This window comes from Parabacteroides sp. merdae-related_45_40, from assembly GCF_001915675.1.
Genome location: NZ_MNQY01000129.1, coordinates 51,209 through 70,532, shown reverse-complemented (window position 1 = coordinate 70,532; position 19,324 = coordinate 51,209). Strand labels below are relative to the sequence as shown.

Below are 19,324 nucleotides of genomic sequence, written 5' to 3'. Positions count from 1 at the left end.
CTTACCGGTAGCGCCTACGATCTGAACACCACCTTCAGTAGCGATCACTTTCACTTCAGATACTTCAACACCTTCGTTTGCAGTAGGAGCTTCAGCAGCTTCAGTTGTGAATGTCAGAGGAGCAACATTATTAGAGAAGATAACGACTCCATTCACTACGGCCAACTTCTTTCCAGAGTTCAAAGCAACGATCTCATAACCACCTTCTTCAATCACTTTGAAACCTACAAGAGAAGTGTTCTTAGCATCTCTAACTTTATATTTATTCTGTTTGCCATCTTTCAAATCACCTTCATAAGCGATTGTATCCTTTACAATTGTTGCTGTACGGAATACCGCACTATCGCCTGTAGCAGCAGTTGCTTTGAATGAACCCTTAGCAGCCAAAACAGTACCAACAATTGTGTCATTCTTAACTTCTGCACCTTTGTAGAGATAGTAACCATATTCAGTGTTATCTTCACCACGATTTACATAAGCAGAGTCAACATATAAAGAAAAATCGTCAGCAGTGGAAGTAGCTTTCAGCTCGTCGCCTACACGCAACATCTTGGCAACACCATCAGATGCAGTCAACATTTCCAGACCATTACCGATATTATAGTGACCACTTTCCACCTTTTTATAAACAGGAGCTTCAGCACCTTCGATATTGAAGTAAGTTTCCACGCCGGCAACCGGTTCATCGTAAGTCACAGACAAGTTAGAGATGTTCAATGTGAGTATATCGTTAGTAGTAGTCGTTGCTTCAACGATCTTGTAAGAATCTTCAGCAGGACCTGCCACAAAGAAGAAACGCTGATTTTGTAAGCTGGCTTTTTTACTCAACTTAACAACTTCAACACCGCTGACAGCTTCGTGAGCCAAACGTCCTTCTGCATCATAAGCCTGTTCCAATGCATAAGCAACACGAACCAACGTATCACCTAATGCCTGAGCACCATAATAAACAGTGTCTTTTGCGATCTCTGCACCTTCAACCAAACGCAATTCAAGTGCCTTTTCAGCCCCCTTAGCGCCAGCAATTACAGAATCTTGAACCAAAGACAAATAGATATCGTCGGCTGCAGCAGAAGCTAAGTTGAACTTAACAGCGCCATAACCCATTTCTTCTTTTGTATAGTACTTGTAACCGATATGTTCATTTGTCAAGTCTACATCCAATTTCTTGAACACAAGAGTATCTTGGTTATTACCTTTACCTAAGTGATAAACACCATTTGCCACATCAACAGCATATAACGGTTCTTCATCCAAAAGCAAAGTAGAAGCAATTGCTTCACCATAAGTTTCGCCATTAGAACCCGTCTGAGTTACTATAGTAGTAGCTTCACGACCTTGGATAGAATAAGTGCCATCTTCATGTTCTTTTACATAGAACTGGGTAGAAGGAATATAGACAGAAGCTGCTGCTACAGCATCAGAAGGAGTAGAGCCATCACCTACCAAATACTTGTCATTATAAGCAGCATTAGTATTGCCACCCTTAGCCTTCAACTGTAAAGAGTAAACACCTGTTCCACCAGCCAATTTAACCGGAGTACCTTTAGCAAGTGTGATGAACGGAGCTTCGATAGCAGCAGAGTCGATACACAATACCGGCGCACCGTTGAAAGTCTTGTAACCAACGATGTAGGTATATCCAGAACCACCATTGACAGCAACTTCGTATTTACCATTTACAAAACGGACAATAGAGTCTGTCACCATACTGATTGAGTCATTACCCAAATCCATTGACAAGTTGAATGTCTGTAAACCTTCGTTACCTCCCTGATACTGTGCACCACCGGCAGCAACGATTGTATCCAATTTGAAAGCAGCTACCTGGATAGAAGTTGTGGAACCGATCATTGTCGTATCAATAGTGATATACTGATCCTTCTTCGTACCTTTTGTGCTCTTTTCCTGGCCTACAACCTGGAAACGATATTTATTGGCACCACTAACCGTTACAGGAACCGGAATCAAATCCGTAGCAGTGAAGATTCCACCGTCTTTCCCTTTGAATTCGAATTTGAAAGTAGAAAGTTTACCAGCCAAATCAGCGACAGTAGTTAAAGAGATTGGAGTAGGAGCTTCAATCTCAAATTTTTCACTCGGCAATGTAGTTCCTACATTTAGCTTTCCAGAAGTAGTACTAATAGATACAATCGTATCCTGACCATAAGCTGCATAGATTTCAGAACCACCAGCAACACCTGTCTTGAACACAAACTTGTCAATCCCCGGAGCAATCATAGTGCCATACTCACCAGCACCATTTTTCTTCACTGCAAAAGACAAATTCTTCTTTGTCGCTTTGTTTACAAACTGGAATACGGAGTCGCCAGAAACCATCTTTTCAACAAACTTCGGCAACCACAAAGCAGAGTCTTTTTGAGCTTTGCTTAAGCCCAAAGATGCAAGTTTTACAGAGTCGGCTTTTACCGGATTCTCCTTTGTAACCGTCAGGTAATCAGAACTGGTCTTCAAATGCACATACTTGTCACCGATCTGTGCATAAGAGACAGTAGCAATTGCTGCGAAGGCAGCAACGAGAGTAGAAAATCTCTTGTTCATAATCTAAATTTTAATATTAATAATACAGTTAATTGAAATATCAGTTCTTACTTCTTACTATCATTATGTACACGTATATATAATGTACACGTGTTAACATTTGTACTTTGATAGCAAAAACGATCCTTTTTTTTAGTCATTTTTTTTGCCTATCTTCGAAGTTCGTATTGGAAAGATGGTTTTTTGTACTCCAATTGCTATCTAATTGATAAGAAAGGATATAGGGGTACGAATTTTTTTACAGAAAAGAGTTGTGGTTTAAAAAGGAATGCGTATTTTTGTCTCGGAAAAATGACAAATTTAAAGGATCGTTTTTTTTAGTCATTTTTTAACCCACCAATCACTTGATTTACAATAAATTATTTTCCAATTACCAAGTCTTAAATTTCATCAGCCCCGTTTTGGTTCAAAAATCGGTCTTTTTCAAGGAAATCCTTGATGCTTACTACGTTTCAGAGGGATACTTATCCGTTTTTGATCCGATGCCTATTTGTTTGTTTTTCGGTGATTGTCCGATTTTCCTCCCCCAAACGGCCATTATTACTGCATCGGCACAAACCCTTCGTAGCGAACCGTCCAGCTCCCGTCTTTCGGGAAACCGGGAGCCTCCCCCTCCGAGCCGTCCCAACCGCCACACATCATGGCGACTGCCGTCAGCAACGCTCCGTTGGAAGGGAAATAGGGAAACGGACCGCCTGTCGCCAAACCATGTTCGTCGAACTGGAATCCGGCGGAAGGGTGCATCAGCATGTCAATAGCCAGTGCCGGCTGTCCCGTACGGGCGGCAGCCATTGCCAACATCGGGAAATCCCAGCCCCATATGCGATTGAATTGCCATTCTTTGCTGACTTTCTCCAACGTGCGCTTGAAAGTCGGCTGGTCTACCCCATCACCAGGCAACATGCCGTAGACACCGGTCAGGGCCGGATGCTCGTAGGTATATTTTGTCCACATATCGGGGATGCCCTCGTAGGTGGTATAGACGCCGTCGGCAACGGGAAGGGGAGCCATCTTCGAAAGTACTTCCTTCCATTTCTTCGTTCTTTTTTCCGACAGGCCCAGCCGGTCCGCCCATTCCAACGCCGTGCGCAAGCCGTAGCGGAAATAGCCTAACTCGAAAATCGGATTGATGGTCTGCAACGGGTCCGTATTCTCGGAAACGACAACGACAGGAGGACCCAGGACATATTGTTTCGTCTTTTTGTCGTAGAAAAGGTAATCTGCCATATAATCGGCCGTGTTCAGCACGACGTCTTTCCATTTCTCCAATGTTTCGGGAGCAGGTTTCTGACGGTATTGCATCTCGGCGAAGTAGATCGGATGGGGTTCGTGCCAGATCAGATAGGCATGGGCGCTACCAGGCCATTCGCGGTTGAAGTTTCCGGTGCACTTCGGCCAACGTGCACCGCTACGACCTTCGCTCTTGGCGCGTTCGAGGGCCTTCGGCATAAAGTCCTTATAGACGTTCAGATAGTTATCAAAACATTCCATCCGATTCCACAACCCGTAGTGCACGCCATGCCACCAAATCCGCTTTCATTTGCACGCATCAAGTACTGCGAGAGGACAATACGCCGCTCCAGTTCCAGCCAGCGGGGATCTTTGCTTCCGGAGAGGTCGACGGCAGCTCCCGAACGCCAGTATTTCTCCCAACTGGCAGCACTCTTCCGTTCGATAGAGGCAACCGACTCGGTCACATCGGCGACCGGTTCAGGAGAGAAGCAGCAGGTAAAGGAAAAGGTGGAAGTATGCTGGGGCTGGAGGAGGAAGGTATGCGCCTTTTCAGATTCACGGCTGAAAGTGGCAGGGCCGGTCCAGTCAAGGGTGGCGTAGTAGTGCGTGTCATCCATCGTACGGGCGATACGGACCGAGTTCGGAGCCAACTTCTCGAAGGTGGAAGTATGGCCAGAGATCGTGTCGTAGCGTCCTATATAGTGTTTGAAATAGCGTCCGTCGGGATAAGGAAAGTCGAGATAGATGCTCATATTACCATCGTTCAACAGTTCGGACTCGATGCTGACTCCGATCATATCTTTATCGGGATGGCAGACGGTACGCACTTTCACCTCTTTGCGGTTCAGTTCGAAACGGCTATAGACAACACCTGTCCACAGATCGATTTCCTGCCAGGCATTGCCCAGGTCAATTTCCCGCGCTTCCGTACCGTCTTCACGCAGTAGACGGAAACCGATACGGCCCAGGTTATAGCGATGAGGGTTCTTGGTCAGCCATTCGGACAGCTCGGGCTGGTCGGGATTGCGGAGTTCATAAGCAATCTTTTTGCCGTGCGTCTCCACGACAACCGGACGGTAATCTTCGGCTCTCATCCCTTCGGGGAGGGGGAAACTGTGCCAGCTCCAGTCGGACAGGGTGTTGAAGGGGACGAAAGTCTGCAATCCGGTTATATCCATCCCGAAGGCAAACTTGCCGTTACCTACTTGTGCCGGACTTTTCAGAAGCGTCCCGGTCGTACACACGCGATGCCGCTTGACAACGGCCTCCCGGTCAATGGGCTCTCCCATAACAGACAAAGGTAAAAAGGCCGACAGGCAAAAGAGGCTGACTAAACTTATCAGTTTTTTCATGGTAGTTATCCTTTTATATGTTTCTGTGGATAAAGATAAGAGATTGCCGCCAAGCTTCAGTTTACAGTTCTGACATTTTTCCTTCGATTTCTGGTAAATAATGGTTTACTTGTTACTTTTGGCTTGATCCAAAAGTAACCAAAAAATCAAGGCTTAACCGTCCGGTCTACTCCGGGCAAAGGAGCAGGCAGCATCGGCCATCCTTGAGTACCAGAGAAGACCGGTCCTACTATATTATATATTGCCGGTCTTCTTCTTCCAAACCAGGAAGAAGGCTAAAACAACGATTGTTATGGCAAAGCCGATAATCTGTGAAATGCCGTTTTCCATGCCTAAGCCTTCAGGAGCGACAAAGATGTATGTCGAGCAGACAGCCGTCATAAACAAAGCCGGAATCAGCGTAACGATATAGGGCTTCTTCGAGATCACCAAGTAGACAGTCAATGCCCATAAGGTAAACACCGCGAGTGTCTGGTTACTCCAAGCAAAATAGCGCCAAATCATATCGAAACCATCCTTGTCTTTCTGGCTGTAAAGCAAAAGAGCGATAGCCACCAAGAACAAAGGAATGCAAATCATGAGCCGCTTGGAGACACTGCGCTGTTCAAGATGCAGAAAGTCCGCCACAATCAGGCGGGCCGAACGAAACGCCGTATCACCGGAGGTAATTGGGGCGGCGATCACACCTAAGACTGCCAATATACCACCTACCGTACCGAGCCATTCTTTCGTAATACTGTCGACGACAACGGCAGCATTGTTTTCCCCCATACCATTGTTATGATAGAAATAAGTAGCAGCAGCAGCCCAGATCAACGCAACGATACCTTCCGTAATCATGGAGCCGAAGAATATAGGACGTCCGTACTTCTCATTCTTGATGCAACGGGCCATCAACGGACTTTGTGTCGCGTGAAAACCGGAAATGGCACCGCAGGCAATGCTGACGAACATAATCGGGAAAATAGGCAGATGACCGGGATAGGTGTTCGGCATCCCGTCCGTGATTTCAGGCAACGGCGGATGATTGACGAACAACATCACCAGAATGCCGATCGCCATAAACAACAAAGCGGCAGCAAACAAAGGATAGATTTTCCCGATAATCTTATCGACCGGCAACAAGGTCGCCAGGATGTAATACAAGAACACGACAATGATCCAGAAAGTAGTATCCAGATGTTCCGGTGTCAGCTTTGCCAGCAAGCCGGCAGGCCCGGCCACAAACACGGAGCCGACCAGCACCATCAGGATTACCGTAAAACCACGCATGAACTGCTTGAAGTTCACGCCCAGGTAACGGCCGATAATCTCAGGCAAGCTCTCCCCGTTATGACGCAGGGATAACATCCCGGACAGGTAATCGTGTACTGAACCGGCAAAGATACTTCCCAACACGATCCACAGGAAAGAAGCGGTTCCGAACTTCGCACCCATAATGGCGCCGAAGATCGGTCCCAGTCCGGCGATGTTCAGAAACTGAATCATAAAGACTTTCCAAGTTGGCATCGGAATATAATCCACGCCGTCCTGGTGCGTATAGGCAGGAGTCTGCCGTTTGGCATCTATGCCGAAAATACGTTCGATGAATTTACCGTAGATGAAATAACCTACGATGAGTGCAATAAGGCAACAAACAAAAGTAATCATAATCGGTAATTGAAAATGGAAAATTGAGAATTGAAAATTAGATTGATAAGGATACAACAAGGGAGAGAAAATGGAAAACTGAAAAATAAAACAATTCTTCTTTATCTTTCAATTTTCCATTTCCAATCTTCAATTCAGAAGTTTTTTAACGACTTCCGAGATCATACGTCCTTCGGCTTTTCCGGCTAATGCCTTGGAGGCAATGCCCATTACCTTACCCATGTCCTTCGGACCGGTAGCCCCGACCTGTGCAATGATTGCCTTCAGCTCGACTTCCAGCTCTTCGGCAGACATCTGTTTCGGCAGGTACTTTTCGATAACGGCTACCTGTGCCAGTTCGACATCGGCCAAATCCTGACGTCCCTGCTGCACGTAGATAGCGGCGGAATCCTTACCCTGTTTGACGAGCTTTTGCATGATCTTCAATGCATCGGCATCTGTCAATGTATCGTTGGCTCCCGGAGCGGTCTTCGCTTCGAGGAAAAACTTCTTCACGTTTCTCAGTGTTTCAAGGGCGACTTTATCTTTCGCCTTCATTGCGTTTTTAATGTCTTCGCTGACTCTTTCGAACAAATCCATAGTTTTGTAAATTAAAGAATTAAGAATGAATAATTAAACCTTCGCGTATCCAACTACTCATCATTAATTTTTCATTATTAATTATCAATTAGTCATTATTCATTACCTAAAACTAATAACTGTGCCGCCAGATTTAGGCTTCTTGTTTTGGTTAGTGGCAGGCGAGGTGAACGACATGCCTTGGGTACGTACCGGTTCCTCACCCTTCCGGCGTATCTGCTGCACGTCTTTGGCAGTCCGCTTGTAGGCAGGTTTGTCTTCCATGAAAGAGATCAGAGCGTCATCGTCCAATTCGTCGACGGCAAATACAACGATTTCGGCATTCGGACGCGAGTCGATATATTCACCGTAATAACGTCCCATCAAGGCATCTTCTTCCGCTCGTCTTTTTCTTTCCGCTTCTTCCTTCTCTGCCATTTCACGCAGTTGTTCTTCTGTGACAAGCTCCTGCTGTTCCGTCTTGGTCAGGATATCTTCCAACCCGAAACCGGTCACCAAGATCGTAATCTTGATCTTATGCCCTAAACTGTCATCATAACCATGTCCCCACTTCACCTCGTATTCAGTCTTGAATTGCGACATGAAATCATGTATATCGTCCATTTCACTGATACGAAGTTCGTCTTCATGGCTATAATAAATGACAAACGCTACCCGTTTAGCATTGAAAATATTGTTCACATCGTTGACCAACGTACTCTCCAAAGCTTCCGTAATCGCTTGTCGCAAACGTCCTTCTCCTTCTCCGAAACCGATACTGATCAAAGCTACGCCACTGTTACGCATCGTCGTGTCGACATCGGCAAAGTCGACATTCTGTTCCAAATCGGTCGTCACGATTTCGGCTATGCTCTTGGCCGCGATTGTCAATGTTTCATCCGCTTTACGATTCGCTTGTGGAACCGGCATGTCGGCAAAATTTCTCAATCGCTCATTGTTAATCACTAAAAGCGAATCGACATTCTGCGCCATATTTCTGACACCACGGAGCGCTTTCACGATTTTCGGCCGTCCTTCAAAGACAAAAGGTATCGTAACGATACCGACAGTCAGAATCCCCATATCTTTAGAGATCTTAGCGACTACCGGCCCGGCTCCTGTTCCCGTACCACCTCCCATTCCGGCCGTAACAAAGGCCATACGAGTACCGTCATCCAACATCCGGTAGATGTCTTCTTCACTTTCCAAGGCGGCTTTTTCTCCCACTTCCGGAACATTCCCCGAACCAAGTCCATGCGTCGTATTCTGTCCGATCAGCAATTTATTAGGAACCTCCGACTTCTGCAACGCCTGATTATCGGTATTGCATAACACGAAAGATACATCCCGGATACCTTCGCGATACATATTGCTGACCGCATTACCACCACCGCCACCGACACCGATCACCTTGATGATTGTCTGAGGCGCTTTTGCCAAATCAAAATCGTATGTATTATCGTCCATTGTCGTCTGTCTTTTATTGTTACCGATTATTGCTCATCTTTCAAGGCCTTGTCAATGCCTTCTCCCACCTTATCCACCGCATTTTTGAAAAGGTCGCCGATACCCCAGCCCTTACGGTTCTTTTTCTCTTCCTCCTTCTTTGTTCCGGAATTGCGGTTCTTAGTCGTAGCCGCTGACTGCTTTTCAACAGGCGGTTCCTCCTGCTTTTCTTCTATTTCAGCGATCACGGGTTCTTCTTTCGGCTCGATCTTCGGTTCTACCACTTTCGGTCTCTCCGGTTCGGGAGCGATATAAAGGGCGCAGTTCTCCGTTCCTTTTAGCAACAGGGCGGCTGCGGTCGTATACTCGGGATTATTGGCAATCATCTCGCCGTCGGCAATCAGATCTTTCCGGACGGAAGCATAACGAACATCCATCTTGAAACGTTCGCTGAGGGCTTCACGCATGTTCTTCAGAGCGGCTCCGTTGCCGGCAATCACGATACTGTAACCGGGATCTTTTGCCACTCCCGCATCTTCCATGCGGGCGTATATGTTTTCGATGATCTCACGGCTGCGGACTTCCACCACCATATTGATATCCGAAAGTTTGATCTCGCTCGAATGCTGTCCGTCGGCCAAGTCTACCGTGACCATCTGCTGTTCGTTATCTTTTTCCCAGATAGCATTGCCGTAGGTGCGCTTGACACGTTCCGCTTCCTTCTCCGGCATACCCAAGGACATCAAGTCGCGAGTGATCAGATGGCTGCCCAACGGAATAACGTAGAGACCGGCCAGACTGCCATCCTTGTACATCGTGACAGAGGTGACGCCTGCACCGAAGTCGATCAACGCACACCCCTTCAATTTCTCCTGTTCCGTCAGGATCAGGTCTGCCAACGCCAGCGGCGCAACAACAACACCAGCCACATCGAGCTTGATCTGCTCCGCCATGTTCGTGGTTACGGCATGACGAAGAGACGGACGGCCAACGAGCAACTTATAGTGGGCTTCAATACGCGAACACCCCAAACCTATCGGATGGGTTTCCGCCTGGTTGTCGAGATAATAAACGGGAGCGGCTATATCCAGCACGTCCAGCATATCGGGACGATACTGCCGGCATTCCTGATCCAGTTCCTTCAGCACCTCTTCAGTCACCGTACCGCTACCGAGCACTTTCGACACGGCATGGTTAATCGAACGAAGCGACTGGCCTCCCACCCCGACATATATCTTACCGATACGGGAACCACCCAATTTGTTTTCCAGTTTGCGGATCAACCGCACGATCTTGCCGGCCGCATCTTTTATATTATATACACATCCTCTTCGTATACAGGTATCGGAGTTCTCCACTTCGTAGGCAATGATGGAAAGTGTCCCGGCAGGGCCTTTCGCGCCTACCATGCCGACCATGTGAGAAGAGCCAAGGTCGATGGCCGCTATAAAGTCTGTGTATGCCATATTCTCTATCTTTTAGTACAAACAATCTGATCCTTATATTTTAAACTGATAATGCTGTACTTCTCCCATCCCACCTTCGGGATCGCTTTCTCGTAGAAGAGCCGGAGATTGTCCAGCTTCTCCTCGAAATCAGCAAAGGAGCCCAGTACGATACGATGGTTACCGACCCGCGGAATCAGCTCCACCTCGTTATCAGGATGAACGTAAATCTGTTCTATCTGATTATTCCAGAAATCATTCTCCTGCAAAAATAATGCAAATTTGTATAAGTCGGTTACCGCCAGCTCTTTTTCCACATATCCGCTCACAACCGGAACGTGCGCCACATAACGGCGGCTGACAGGCATCGTGCTTCCCAGATTATCCACATAATAGTTGCCTCTCGGACTTATCACACGCAAGATAGGAATTTTTTGCTCCACTTCCAATTTAATCATGCCGGAAGGAGTCTTGTAAGCTTCCACACGGGCAATCATTTCGTTTTTCAGCAATTCGTTTTCAATCCGGTCGGTGTTGATCTCGTCCATCGGCCTCTTGATCGGGTTCAAGTCAGCCTTCTTGAGGATATGCACCAAATCGCTCTCGCTCACAAAATGCTTGTCAAGGCTGTCCACGACCACTACTTGCAGGTCACGGCACAACTCCTTCTGCCTGCTTTCCCGAAAGAAGAAGGAGACAAACACGATGTAGCAGAACAACAGTGTTGCAACGATTATGGATACGATACGGATCACGATTTATTCTTTTTTATCCAATATTTGTTTTACCGGATCTACCAACAGTTCAATATTGCCGGCTCCGACCATCAGGACGACTTCGAGCTTACCGGCTTCGGCAGCCACCACGTCCAACAGTTCCTCCTTGTGGATCAACCGCTTGTCGGCAATGGTCACGGCATCGAAGATAATCTGTGAAGTGACACCCGGTATCGGCTCCTCACGTGCCGGGTAGATATCCAGCAGTATCAGTTCATCCAGGAGCGAGAGGCTGGCGGCAAAGTCGGCGGCAAAGTCACGCGTACGGGTGTAGAGGTGCGGCTGGAAAATACCGGTCACCTTACGTCCGGCATAAAGCTCCTTCACGGAAAGGATACTTGCCTTCAGCTCGGCAGGATGATGGGCATAGTCGTCGATCAGGACGATATTTTCTTTCTTGAGATGGAAGTCGAAACGACGGCGCGGACCGGCAAAGGTCGCCATACCATGCTTGATCTCCTCCGGTGTCACACCGTTCAGCCAGGCAAGGGCGATAGCGGCAACTCCGTTCTCTACATTCACTTTCACGGGCACGCCCAGCTGTATGTCGGGGATGCGGACATCGGGACCGACAAAGTCGAAGAAAATTTCGCCACCTCCGATGCGGACGTTCTCCGCATAAAAGTCGGGACTTCCAGTTGAGAGTTGAAAGTTGAAAGTTGAAAGTTCTTTTGCGTCGAAAGCGCCGGTATAAGTATAAAACTTCACGCCTTCCTGCAGGCGGGGAGTGACGTTGATGCCTTGTTTCATAAGCAGGCAACCGTCCGGGCGGATCAGCGAGGTGAAATGTTCGAAACTTTCACGATAGGCTTCCGGAGTCCCGTAGATATCCAGGTGATCGGGATCGGCCGCGGTAATAACGGCCATATAAGGTTTCAACCAATGGAACGAACGGTCGAACTCGTCCGCTTCTATCACGGTCAGGTCACTCTTGTCGGAAAGCATCAGGTTGCTGTCATAGTTCTTCAGGATACCGCCTAAGAAAGCATTGCAATCCACATGAGACTGTTTCAGCAGGTGGGCGACCATCGAAGAGGTCGTTGTCTTGCCGTGCGTACCGGCCACACACAATCCCCGGTTGCAACCAGTGATCTCGCCTAACACACGTGCACGCTTCATCACCTCGAAACCATTCCCCCGGAAATAGCAAAGCTCCGAATGGTCTTCGGGAACGGCAGGGGTATAGACGACCAGTGTCTTTACCGGATCGGTAAAATCGTCAGGAATCAGATCCACATTGTCTTCATAGTGAATGGCGGCTCCTTCATAATTCAACTGCTCCGTCAGACCGGAAGGAGTCTTGTCGTAACCGCCCACCTTCTTTCCTTTCGAAAGGAAATAACGAATCAAGGCACTCATCCCGATCCCGCCGGCCCCGATAAAATAGACAGCCGTTATGTTGTTTATATCCATATTTTCTTACTCGTTACTATTCTTTGTTACAAAGATACGATCTTCCCACCGTATTTGCCATAAAAGAACGGCATCTTCTTCAGAAAAGGCTATAGCTTTTCTTGTAAAAGACTATAACTTTTTTCACCAAAGGCCATAGCTTCTCCGGCAAAAAGTCATAGGTTTTTCTTTTCGATAATCTTGACGATCTCGTCCACTATGCGTTCCGCGCTCTGGTGCTGGGCCAATGTCGCGATGTTGCGGCCCAAGACACGGAGACGTTCGTCGTCGTGGATGATTTCGAGAGCCTTCGACACCAATTGCTGTTCGGCATCTTTGTCGGCCACCATGACAGCAGCATCTTTACCCACCAATGCCAAAGCATTCTTCGTCTGATGGTCTTCCGCCACATTGGGAGAAGGGACCAGGATCACCGGTTTCTTCAGCAGGCAAAGTTCGGAAATAGAACTGGCGCCTGCACGGGAGATAATCAGATCGGCCGCCGCATAGGCATAGTCCATACGGGTGATGAAGTCCGAGCACCAGATCGGCATTCCCCTGTAAGCCTTCAGATGTTTCAAGGCTTCTTCATGGTAATAGCGTCCGGTTTGCCAGATTACCTGTACGTCGACATCCGAAGCGAAAAGTTTATCCAGATCTCCTTGTATGCTGCGGTTGATCGTCCGTGCACCCAGACTGCCGCCAACCACCAGAATCGTCTTCTTATCCGGGGAGAGGCCGAAGAACTTCAAGGCTTCCTCACGCTTGTCCGACGCCTCTTCCAGATCCTGACGGACCGGATTGCCGGTCACGACGATACGGTCGGCCGGGAAGAACTTCTCCATGCCTTCGTAGGCGACGCATATTTTGCCGGCTTTCTTTGCCAGGAGCTTATTCGTGACACCTGCATAGGAATTCTGCTCCTGTATCAAGGTAGGGATTCCTAAGGAAGCAGCCATCCAGAGCGTCGGTCCGCTGGCATAACCGCCTACCCCCACGGCAATATCGGGTTTGAACTCCCGTATCGTCTTTTTGGCAAGCTTGAGGCTTTTGAGCAAACGACCTGCGACACGGATGTTATTGGCCAAGTGGGCACGGTCGAAGCCGCTAACCGGCAACCCCACGATGCGATAACCGGCGGCAGGCACTTTCTCCATTTCCATCCGGTCATCAGCTCCCACAAACAGTATTTCCGCCTCCGGAAAACGTTTCCTGAAGGTATTTGCAATGGAGATAGCCGGGAAGATATGCCCTCCGGTTCCACCGCCGCTTATGATGATTCGGTACTGTTTCATATTTTAGTTTCTGTTGTTGTTTCTTCTATTGTCCGCACGGCCTCCAATGGATTCTCTTCACCCACGGGAGCTTTCGCGGTCGCTTCGAACGGTTTGTCCGAAACGGTATCAAGGGTTGCATCCGCGATCCTTTCGCTTTCCGGAAGCGTACCACCTTCGGCAATAGCAGCAGTCCCTTCTTCTTCCGGTGTTTCTTCCTCATTTCCCATATTGGCTCCGAAACGGCTAACGCTCAAGATGATGCCGATATAGGCGCAACTGATTACAGTCGACGTACCTCCCCGACTGACCAACGGCAAAGGTTGTCCGGTCACCGGTATCAGATCTACCGCCACCGCCATATTCGTCAAGGCCTGGACGACAACCAACAATCCGCAGCCCAGCACCAGGAATTTAGGAAAGAGCTTATCACATCTACGAGCAATCATCCCCACCCTGACAAGCAAGATGATATACAGGAGCAGGACAAAGACACCCCCGACGATTCCCATCTCTTCTATAATAATGGCATAGATAAAGTCCGAGTAAGCCTGCGGCAGAAAGTCGCGTTGCTGCCCATGTCCGGGGAACTTCCCGAACAGACCGCCACGCGCCAGTGCAATCTTGGCATGCACCACCTGGTAGTCGTCACCGTCAATGCTGACAGCTCTTCCCGGTTCAAACTTGACGGCATCCGCCGGATCGGAAAAACGCTCGATACGTGCTTTCCAAGTGTGCACACGATCCGGCATCAAGTCGATCACCTTGTCCGGGGCAAACCGTATAAAACCCACTAACATCAAGACGCCGATGATACCCGCACCGCCCAATCTCAGCAAACGTCCGATGGATATCTGCCCGATGAACATCATCATGAAAGTCACGGCGAACAGCAGGATAGCGGTCGACCCGTTATTGAAGAAGATCAGGAAACAAACACCCCCAACGCCTCCCAAGATGTACCAGAACATCTGTTTATCCGTGAACCAATTCCGCTTGCTCAGGATAAACGCCGTATAACCGATAGCGGCTATCTTGGCTATTTCCGAGGGCTGGAAACGGATTCCGAGAATTTCCAGCCAACGAGGTTCCCCATTTACCACGACACCAACAAAGGGCGTAATGGCCAACAGAACCATCGAGACCGGCAAAAGCAAACTCAACAAGGAATAGAACCTGCACGGTATGTTGTGCATCAACAGTACAAGCACGAAACCTCCCAACAGGAAAGTCGCATGACGTACAATAGGAGCCCAATGATTCGCATTCTTATAAGCAATCGTACTGGTTGCACTGAAGACCTCGATCACCGAGACCAAACACAGGAACATGAAGATCACCCATATCACCCGGTCGCCCTTGAACAGTTTACTTGCTAAGTCCATTTCTTCGTCTTTCTTTACAGGTTACGCACACAAGCCTTGAACTGGTCGCCACGATCCTCATAGCTCTTGAAGAGGTCGAAGCTGGCACAGCAGGGTGACAACAGGACGGTATCTCCCTTTTCGGCCAGCTTATACGCTTTCGCTACGGCTTCTTCCATCGAACGGGCATCCTCGATAACAGGAACCTTCCCGTCGAAGAAACCATGCAGCTTGGCATTGTCCACACCGAGGAATATGAGGGCATGCACCTTTTTCTTCACCAGCTCTTCGATTTCGGAATAATCATTTCCCTTATCCGTTCCACCCAGTATCAGGACCAGCGGAGTGGTCATGCTCTGCAAGGCATACCAGCAGGAGTTTACATTCGTAGCTTTCGAGTCGTTGATATAATCGACTCCGCGCACACGTGCCACTTTCTCAAGGCGGTGCTCCACCCCGGTAAAGTCGCTCAGCGAAGCCCGTAAATTCTCATCGTGGATATCCACCAATTTGGATGCGATACCAGAAGCCAGCGAATTATACAGATTATGCGTTCCCGATAATGCCAATAAATCTTCTTCCATTGTAAACGTTCCGTTTGAGGTTTCAATTATTATCTTTTTGTCTTCCGTATAGCCCTTTACGCCGGCTTCGTGAGTTTCGGCGAACGGGTAGAGAGTTGCCTGCGGATGGCGTTTGACGATTTCGCGGGCAATAATGGGATCGTCGTTCCAGAATATGAAAGCATCTTCAGCCGTCTGGTTCCGGATAATGCGGAATTTGGCATCCACATAGTTCTGCATCTCGTAGTTATAACGATCCAGATGGTCAGGCGTTATATTCAGCAAGATGGCGATGTCCGCCTTGAATTCGTACATGTTGTCGAGCTGGAAACTACTCAGTTCGATCACGTAGACGGCGTGAGGATCTTCAGCCACCTGGAGGGCCAAGCTGTTCCCGACGTTCCCGGCAAGCCCCGCATCCACTCCCGCCTGCCGGAGGATGTGGTAAGTCAGCATGGTCGTCGTCGTCTTGCCATTGCTCCCGGTGATACAGATCATCTTGGCATCCGTGTACCGTCCGGCAAATTCTATCTCGGAGATGATAGGCGTACCTTTCTCCTTCAGTTTCTTTATGATAGGAGCCTTGTCGGGAATCCCCGGACTCTTGATGATTTCGTCGGCATTCAGGATGTCGGCTTCGGTATGCCGGCCCTCTTCCCAACAGATACCGTGGGCATCCAGCATATCCTTATACTTGGGTTTGATGGACGAGAAATCGGAAACGAACACATCGAATCCTTTCGCCTTTGCCAGCACGGCGGCACCTGCGCCACTTTCACCGGCCCCTAAGATAACAATCCTTTTCTTCATTTGATTTATGATTTCTTTATTCATTTATGATTTATGATTTATGATTTATGCGTCGATAATAAATCACAAATTATAAATCATAAATCACTTTACCTCATCTTTAACGTCACAATCGTTATAACTGCCAGGATGATACCGATCAACCAAAACCGGACCACGATCTTCGATTCGGGCACCACGTTAAAAGGTTTCTGTATCAAAGCCTGTATTCCCGCATTACCGGGCTTCTGGAAATGGTGATGAAGGGGAGCCATCTTGAAAATGCGCCGTCCCTCACCATATTTCTTTTTCGTATATTTGAAATAGAACGTCTGCATAAGGACGGAGAGATTCTCCACCAGGAAGATGCCGCACAAGATCGGGATCAGTAATTCCTTCCGAATAATGATTGCGAATACAGCGATGATACCGCCTAACGTCAAGCTACCCGTATCCCCCATAAACACCTGTGCCGGATAAGCATTGTACCACAAGAATCCGACCGTTGCCCCGATAAAGGCAGCCGCAAACACCACCAGTTCTTCCGCCCCCGGAATGAACATGATATTCAGGAAAGAGGCGAACTCGAAGTGCGACGACATATACGCAAGTATTCCGAGTGCCACCCCGATAATCGCCGAGCTTCCCGCCGCCAGACCGTCCAGGCCGTCCGTCAGGTTCGCCCCGTTCGACACGGCCGTCACCACGAAGATCACCATCAGGACGAAGACCAGCCAGGCTGCCTCTTCCTTATATTCGCCTGCCCAGTTGACCAACTGCGCATAATCGAAATTGTTGTTCTTCACAAACGGGATCGTCGTCTTGGTCGACTTCTTTTCAACCGTATGGTAACGGACTTCCTCGATCACATTGTCATGCCGCACTTCCATGTTCTCCTTGATTACCACATCCGGACTCATAAAAAGCACCAGGCCGACGATCAACCCCAGACCGATCTGTCCGATAATCTTGAACTTGCCGTGCATGCCTTCCTTGTTCTTCCGGAACACCTTGATATAGTCGTCGGCAAATCCCAACGCCCCTAACCAGATGGTCGTCACCAGCATCAGGATCACATAGATATTGGTCAGCTTCGCACAAAGCAAGGTCGGCACCACAATCGCAATGATAATGATGATACCTCCCATCGTCGGCGTCCCTTTCTTACTCATCTGCCCTTCCAGGCCGAGGTTACGCACCGTCTCGCCGATCTGCAACATTTGCAGCTTGTCGATGATACGGCGTCCGATAGCCGTCGAGATGAACAAGGACAGGATCAATGCCAGGGCGGAACGGAATGATACATACTTGAACATACCGGCCCCCGGAAAATCGAGCTGATCCAAATAATTAAACAAATAATACAACATAAAAAACTTCGTTTTTCAGTTGAAAGTTGAGAGTTGAAAGTTAAATACTGCTGAATATAACTTTCAACTTTCACCTTTCAACTCTTAAATATTTCTTTTAACTGTTCCCGGTCATCAAAATGATGCTTCACGCCTTTTACTTCCTGATAATCTTCATGGCCCTTGCCTGCAACCAGGATCACGTCACCTTTCCTGGCGAGCATAGTGGCTGTTTTGATCGCCTGCGCACGGTCCGTAATGCAGAGCGTATGTTCCATATCGGCAGCATTCAGGCCGGCAACCATATCTTTAATGATCTCATCCGGTTCCTCGAAACGGGGATTGTCGGAGGTCAGGATCAGTTGGTCGCTCAACTTGGCTGCCTCCTTCGCCATGATCGGGCGCTTTCCCTTGTCGCGGTTGCCGCCACAGCCAACGACCGTGATCACACGGCCGTTGCCGTTCAACACCTCATGGATGCTGTTGAGCACGTTCGTCAATGCGTCAGGCGTATGGGCATAGTCCACGATTGCCGTATATCCCGATGGAGACTGGATCGTCTGGAAACGACCGGAAACCGAATGCAGATCGCTCAACACCACCAACACTTCTTCCGGATCTTTGCCTAACGAAACAGCAGCTCCATACACTGCCAACAGGTTATAGGCATTGAAACGGCCGACAAAGCGTGTCATCACCTCACGCCCGTTAACCAGCATTTCAGTCCCTTCGAAATGGGATTCCAATATCTTTCCTTTGAAATCGGCCAATGTGCGAAGCGAATAGGTCAGCTTCCTGGCAGCCGTATTCTGCAACATGACAAGACCGGCTTTGTCGTCCGCATTCGTAAGTGCGAAAGCCGAAGCAGGCAGATCATCGAAGAATTTCTTCTTGGCTTTCAAGTAATTCTCGACTGTCTTATGATAATCCAAGTGATCACGCGTCAGATTGGTAAAGATACCTCCGTTGAACGACAGGCCGCTGATACGCTTTTGGTCGATCGAATGCGAACTGACTTCCATAAAAGCATACTCGCAACCGGCTTCCACCATCCGAGCCATCAGATTATGAAGGGTGACAGGGTCAGGCGTCGTATGATCAGTCGGGATTGCTTCGCCATCGATATAATTGCAAACGGTAGAGAGTAATCCTACTTTATGCCCCATCTTCCGGAACATCTCGTACAGGAGCGTCGCAATTGTCGTCTTTCCGTTCGTGCCGGTCACTCCAACCAATATCAGATTGTCCGAAGGATTCTCATACCAGGCAGAAAGTGATTTGCCTAAAGCATCCGCCGAATCTTTCACCCGGATAAAAACCGGTTTGCTTTCGGATACCTGTATGTCTTCATCCGAAAGAGCAGGAATTTCCTCGCAAACGATTGCGGCAGCCCCTTTCCCGATCGCGCTTTGGATATAATCATGGCCATCTACGGTCGTACCCCGAACTGCCACAAACAAAAAGCCTTTTTCCACTTTACGGGAATCAGACTGAATACCGGAGATCTCCACGTCGGTGTTTCCTACGACCTCAAGCACTTCCAACGGATGAATAAGTTCTTTTAGTTCCAT

At 48.4% G+C, this 19,324-nt stretch carries 14 protein-coding genes; all 14 read right to left on the bottom strand.

The window, feature by feature from the left end; translation table 11 throughout:
* A partial coding sequence (locus BHV83_RS18175) for a hypothetical protein (protein ID WP_286757864.1) occupies nucleotides 1-2,562 on the bottom strand: 2,562 nt, incomplete at its 3' end.
* Between the two features lie 540 nt (nucleotides 2,563-3,102).
* Nucleotides 3,103-4,053: a hypothetical protein gene (locus tag BHV83_RS18170; RefSeq protein WP_286757863.1), complete on the bottom strand. Its 951-nt coding sequence runs from the start codon at nucleotides 4,051-4,053 to the stop codon at nucleotides 3,103-3,105.
* Nucleotides 4,029-5,147, bottom strand: coding sequence for a hypothetical protein (locus BHV83_RS18165; protein ID WP_286757862.1), 1,119 nt, complete (start codon nucleotides 5,145-5,147; stop codon nucleotides 4,029-4,031). Before BHV83_RS18165 ends, BHV83_RS18170 begins: the two co-directional genes overlap by 25 nt.
* A 234-nt stretch (nucleotides 5,148-5,381) precedes the next feature.
* Entirely contained in the window at nucleotides 5,382-6,797 is a 1,416-nt protein-coding gene (locus BHV83_RS18160) for a carbon starvation CstA family protein (protein ID WP_005634288.1), read from the bottom strand.
* A gap of 129 nt (nucleotides 6,798-6,926) precedes the next feature.
* Nucleotides 6,927-7,376, bottom strand: coding sequence for a GatB/YqeY domain-containing protein (locus tag BHV83_RS18155; protein ID WP_005634290.1), 450 nt, complete (start codon nucleotides 7,374-7,376; stop codon nucleotides 6,927-6,929).
* Nucleotides 7,377-7,478: 102 nt separating this feature from the next.
* Complete coding sequence (gene ftsZ, locus BHV83_RS18150; RefSeq protein ID WP_022321571.1) at nucleotides 7,479-8,822, bottom strand: cell division protein FtsZ; 1,344 nt, start codon at nucleotides 8,820-8,822, stop codon at nucleotides 7,479-7,481.
* A gap of 26 nt (nucleotides 8,823-8,848) precedes the next feature.
* On the bottom strand, nucleotides 8,849-10,267 hold the full coding sequence (gene ftsA / locus BHV83_RS18145) for a cell division protein FtsA (protein WP_122205428.1): 1,419 nt from the start codon (nucleotides 10,265-10,267) through the stop codon (nucleotides 8,849-8,851).
* Between the two features lie 5 nt (nucleotides 10,268-10,272).
* Nucleotides 10,273-11,001 carry a cell division protein FtsQ/DivIB gene (locus BHV83_RS18140; protein ID WP_005644573.1) on the bottom strand — a complete coding sequence of 243 codons (729 nt, stop codon included), beginning with the start codon at nucleotides 10,999-11,001 and terminating at the stop codon, nucleotides 10,273-10,275.
* Between the two features lie 3 nt (nucleotides 11,002-11,004).
* A complete protein-coding gene (gene murC, locus BHV83_RS18135; RefSeq protein WP_122205429.1) occupies nucleotides 11,005-12,435 on the bottom strand; it encodes a UDP-N-acetylmuramate--L-alanine ligase in 1,431 nt (476 codons plus the stop codon).
* Between the two features lie 155 nt (nucleotides 12,436-12,590).
* On the bottom strand, nucleotides 12,591-13,709 hold the full coding sequence (murG, locus tag BHV83_RS18130; protein ID WP_005634302.1) for an undecaprenyldiphospho-muramoylpentapeptide beta-N-acetylglucosaminyltransferase: 1,119 nt from the start codon (nucleotides 13,707-13,709) through the stop codon (nucleotides 12,591-12,593).
* The gene (locus BHV83_RS18125) at nucleotides 13,706-15,073 is read right to left on the bottom strand and encodes an FtsW/RodA/SpoVE family cell cycle protein (RefSeq protein WP_122205430.1); all 1,368 of its coding nucleotides are present in this window, start codon (nucleotides 15,071-15,073) and stop codon (nucleotides 13,706-13,708) included. The genes murG and BHV83_RS18125 overlap by 4 nt, the downstream gene beginning before the upstream one ends.
* Nucleotides 15,074-15,087: 14 nt before the next feature.
* Complete coding sequence (gene murD, locus BHV83_RS18120; RefSeq protein ID WP_182387864.1) at nucleotides 15,088-16,425, bottom strand: UDP-N-acetylmuramoyl-L-alanine--D-glutamate ligase; 1,338 nt, start codon at nucleotides 16,423-16,425, stop codon at nucleotides 15,088-15,090.
* A gap of 89 nt (nucleotides 16,426-16,514) precedes the next feature.
* A complete protein-coding gene (mraY, locus tag BHV83_RS18115) occupies nucleotides 16,515-17,774 on the bottom strand; it encodes a phospho-N-acetylmuramoyl-pentapeptide-transferase (protein ID WP_005644581.1) in 1,260 nt (419 codons plus the stop codon).
* 77 nt (nucleotides 17,775-17,851) lie between these two features.
* Nucleotides 17,852-19,324 (bottom strand): UDP-N-acetylmuramoyl-L-alanyl-D-glutamate--2,6-diaminopimelate ligase, encoded by a 1,473-nt coding sequence (locus BHV83_RS18110; protein ID WP_022321577.1) that lies wholly within the window; start codon nucleotides 19,322-19,324, stop codon nucleotides 17,852-17,854.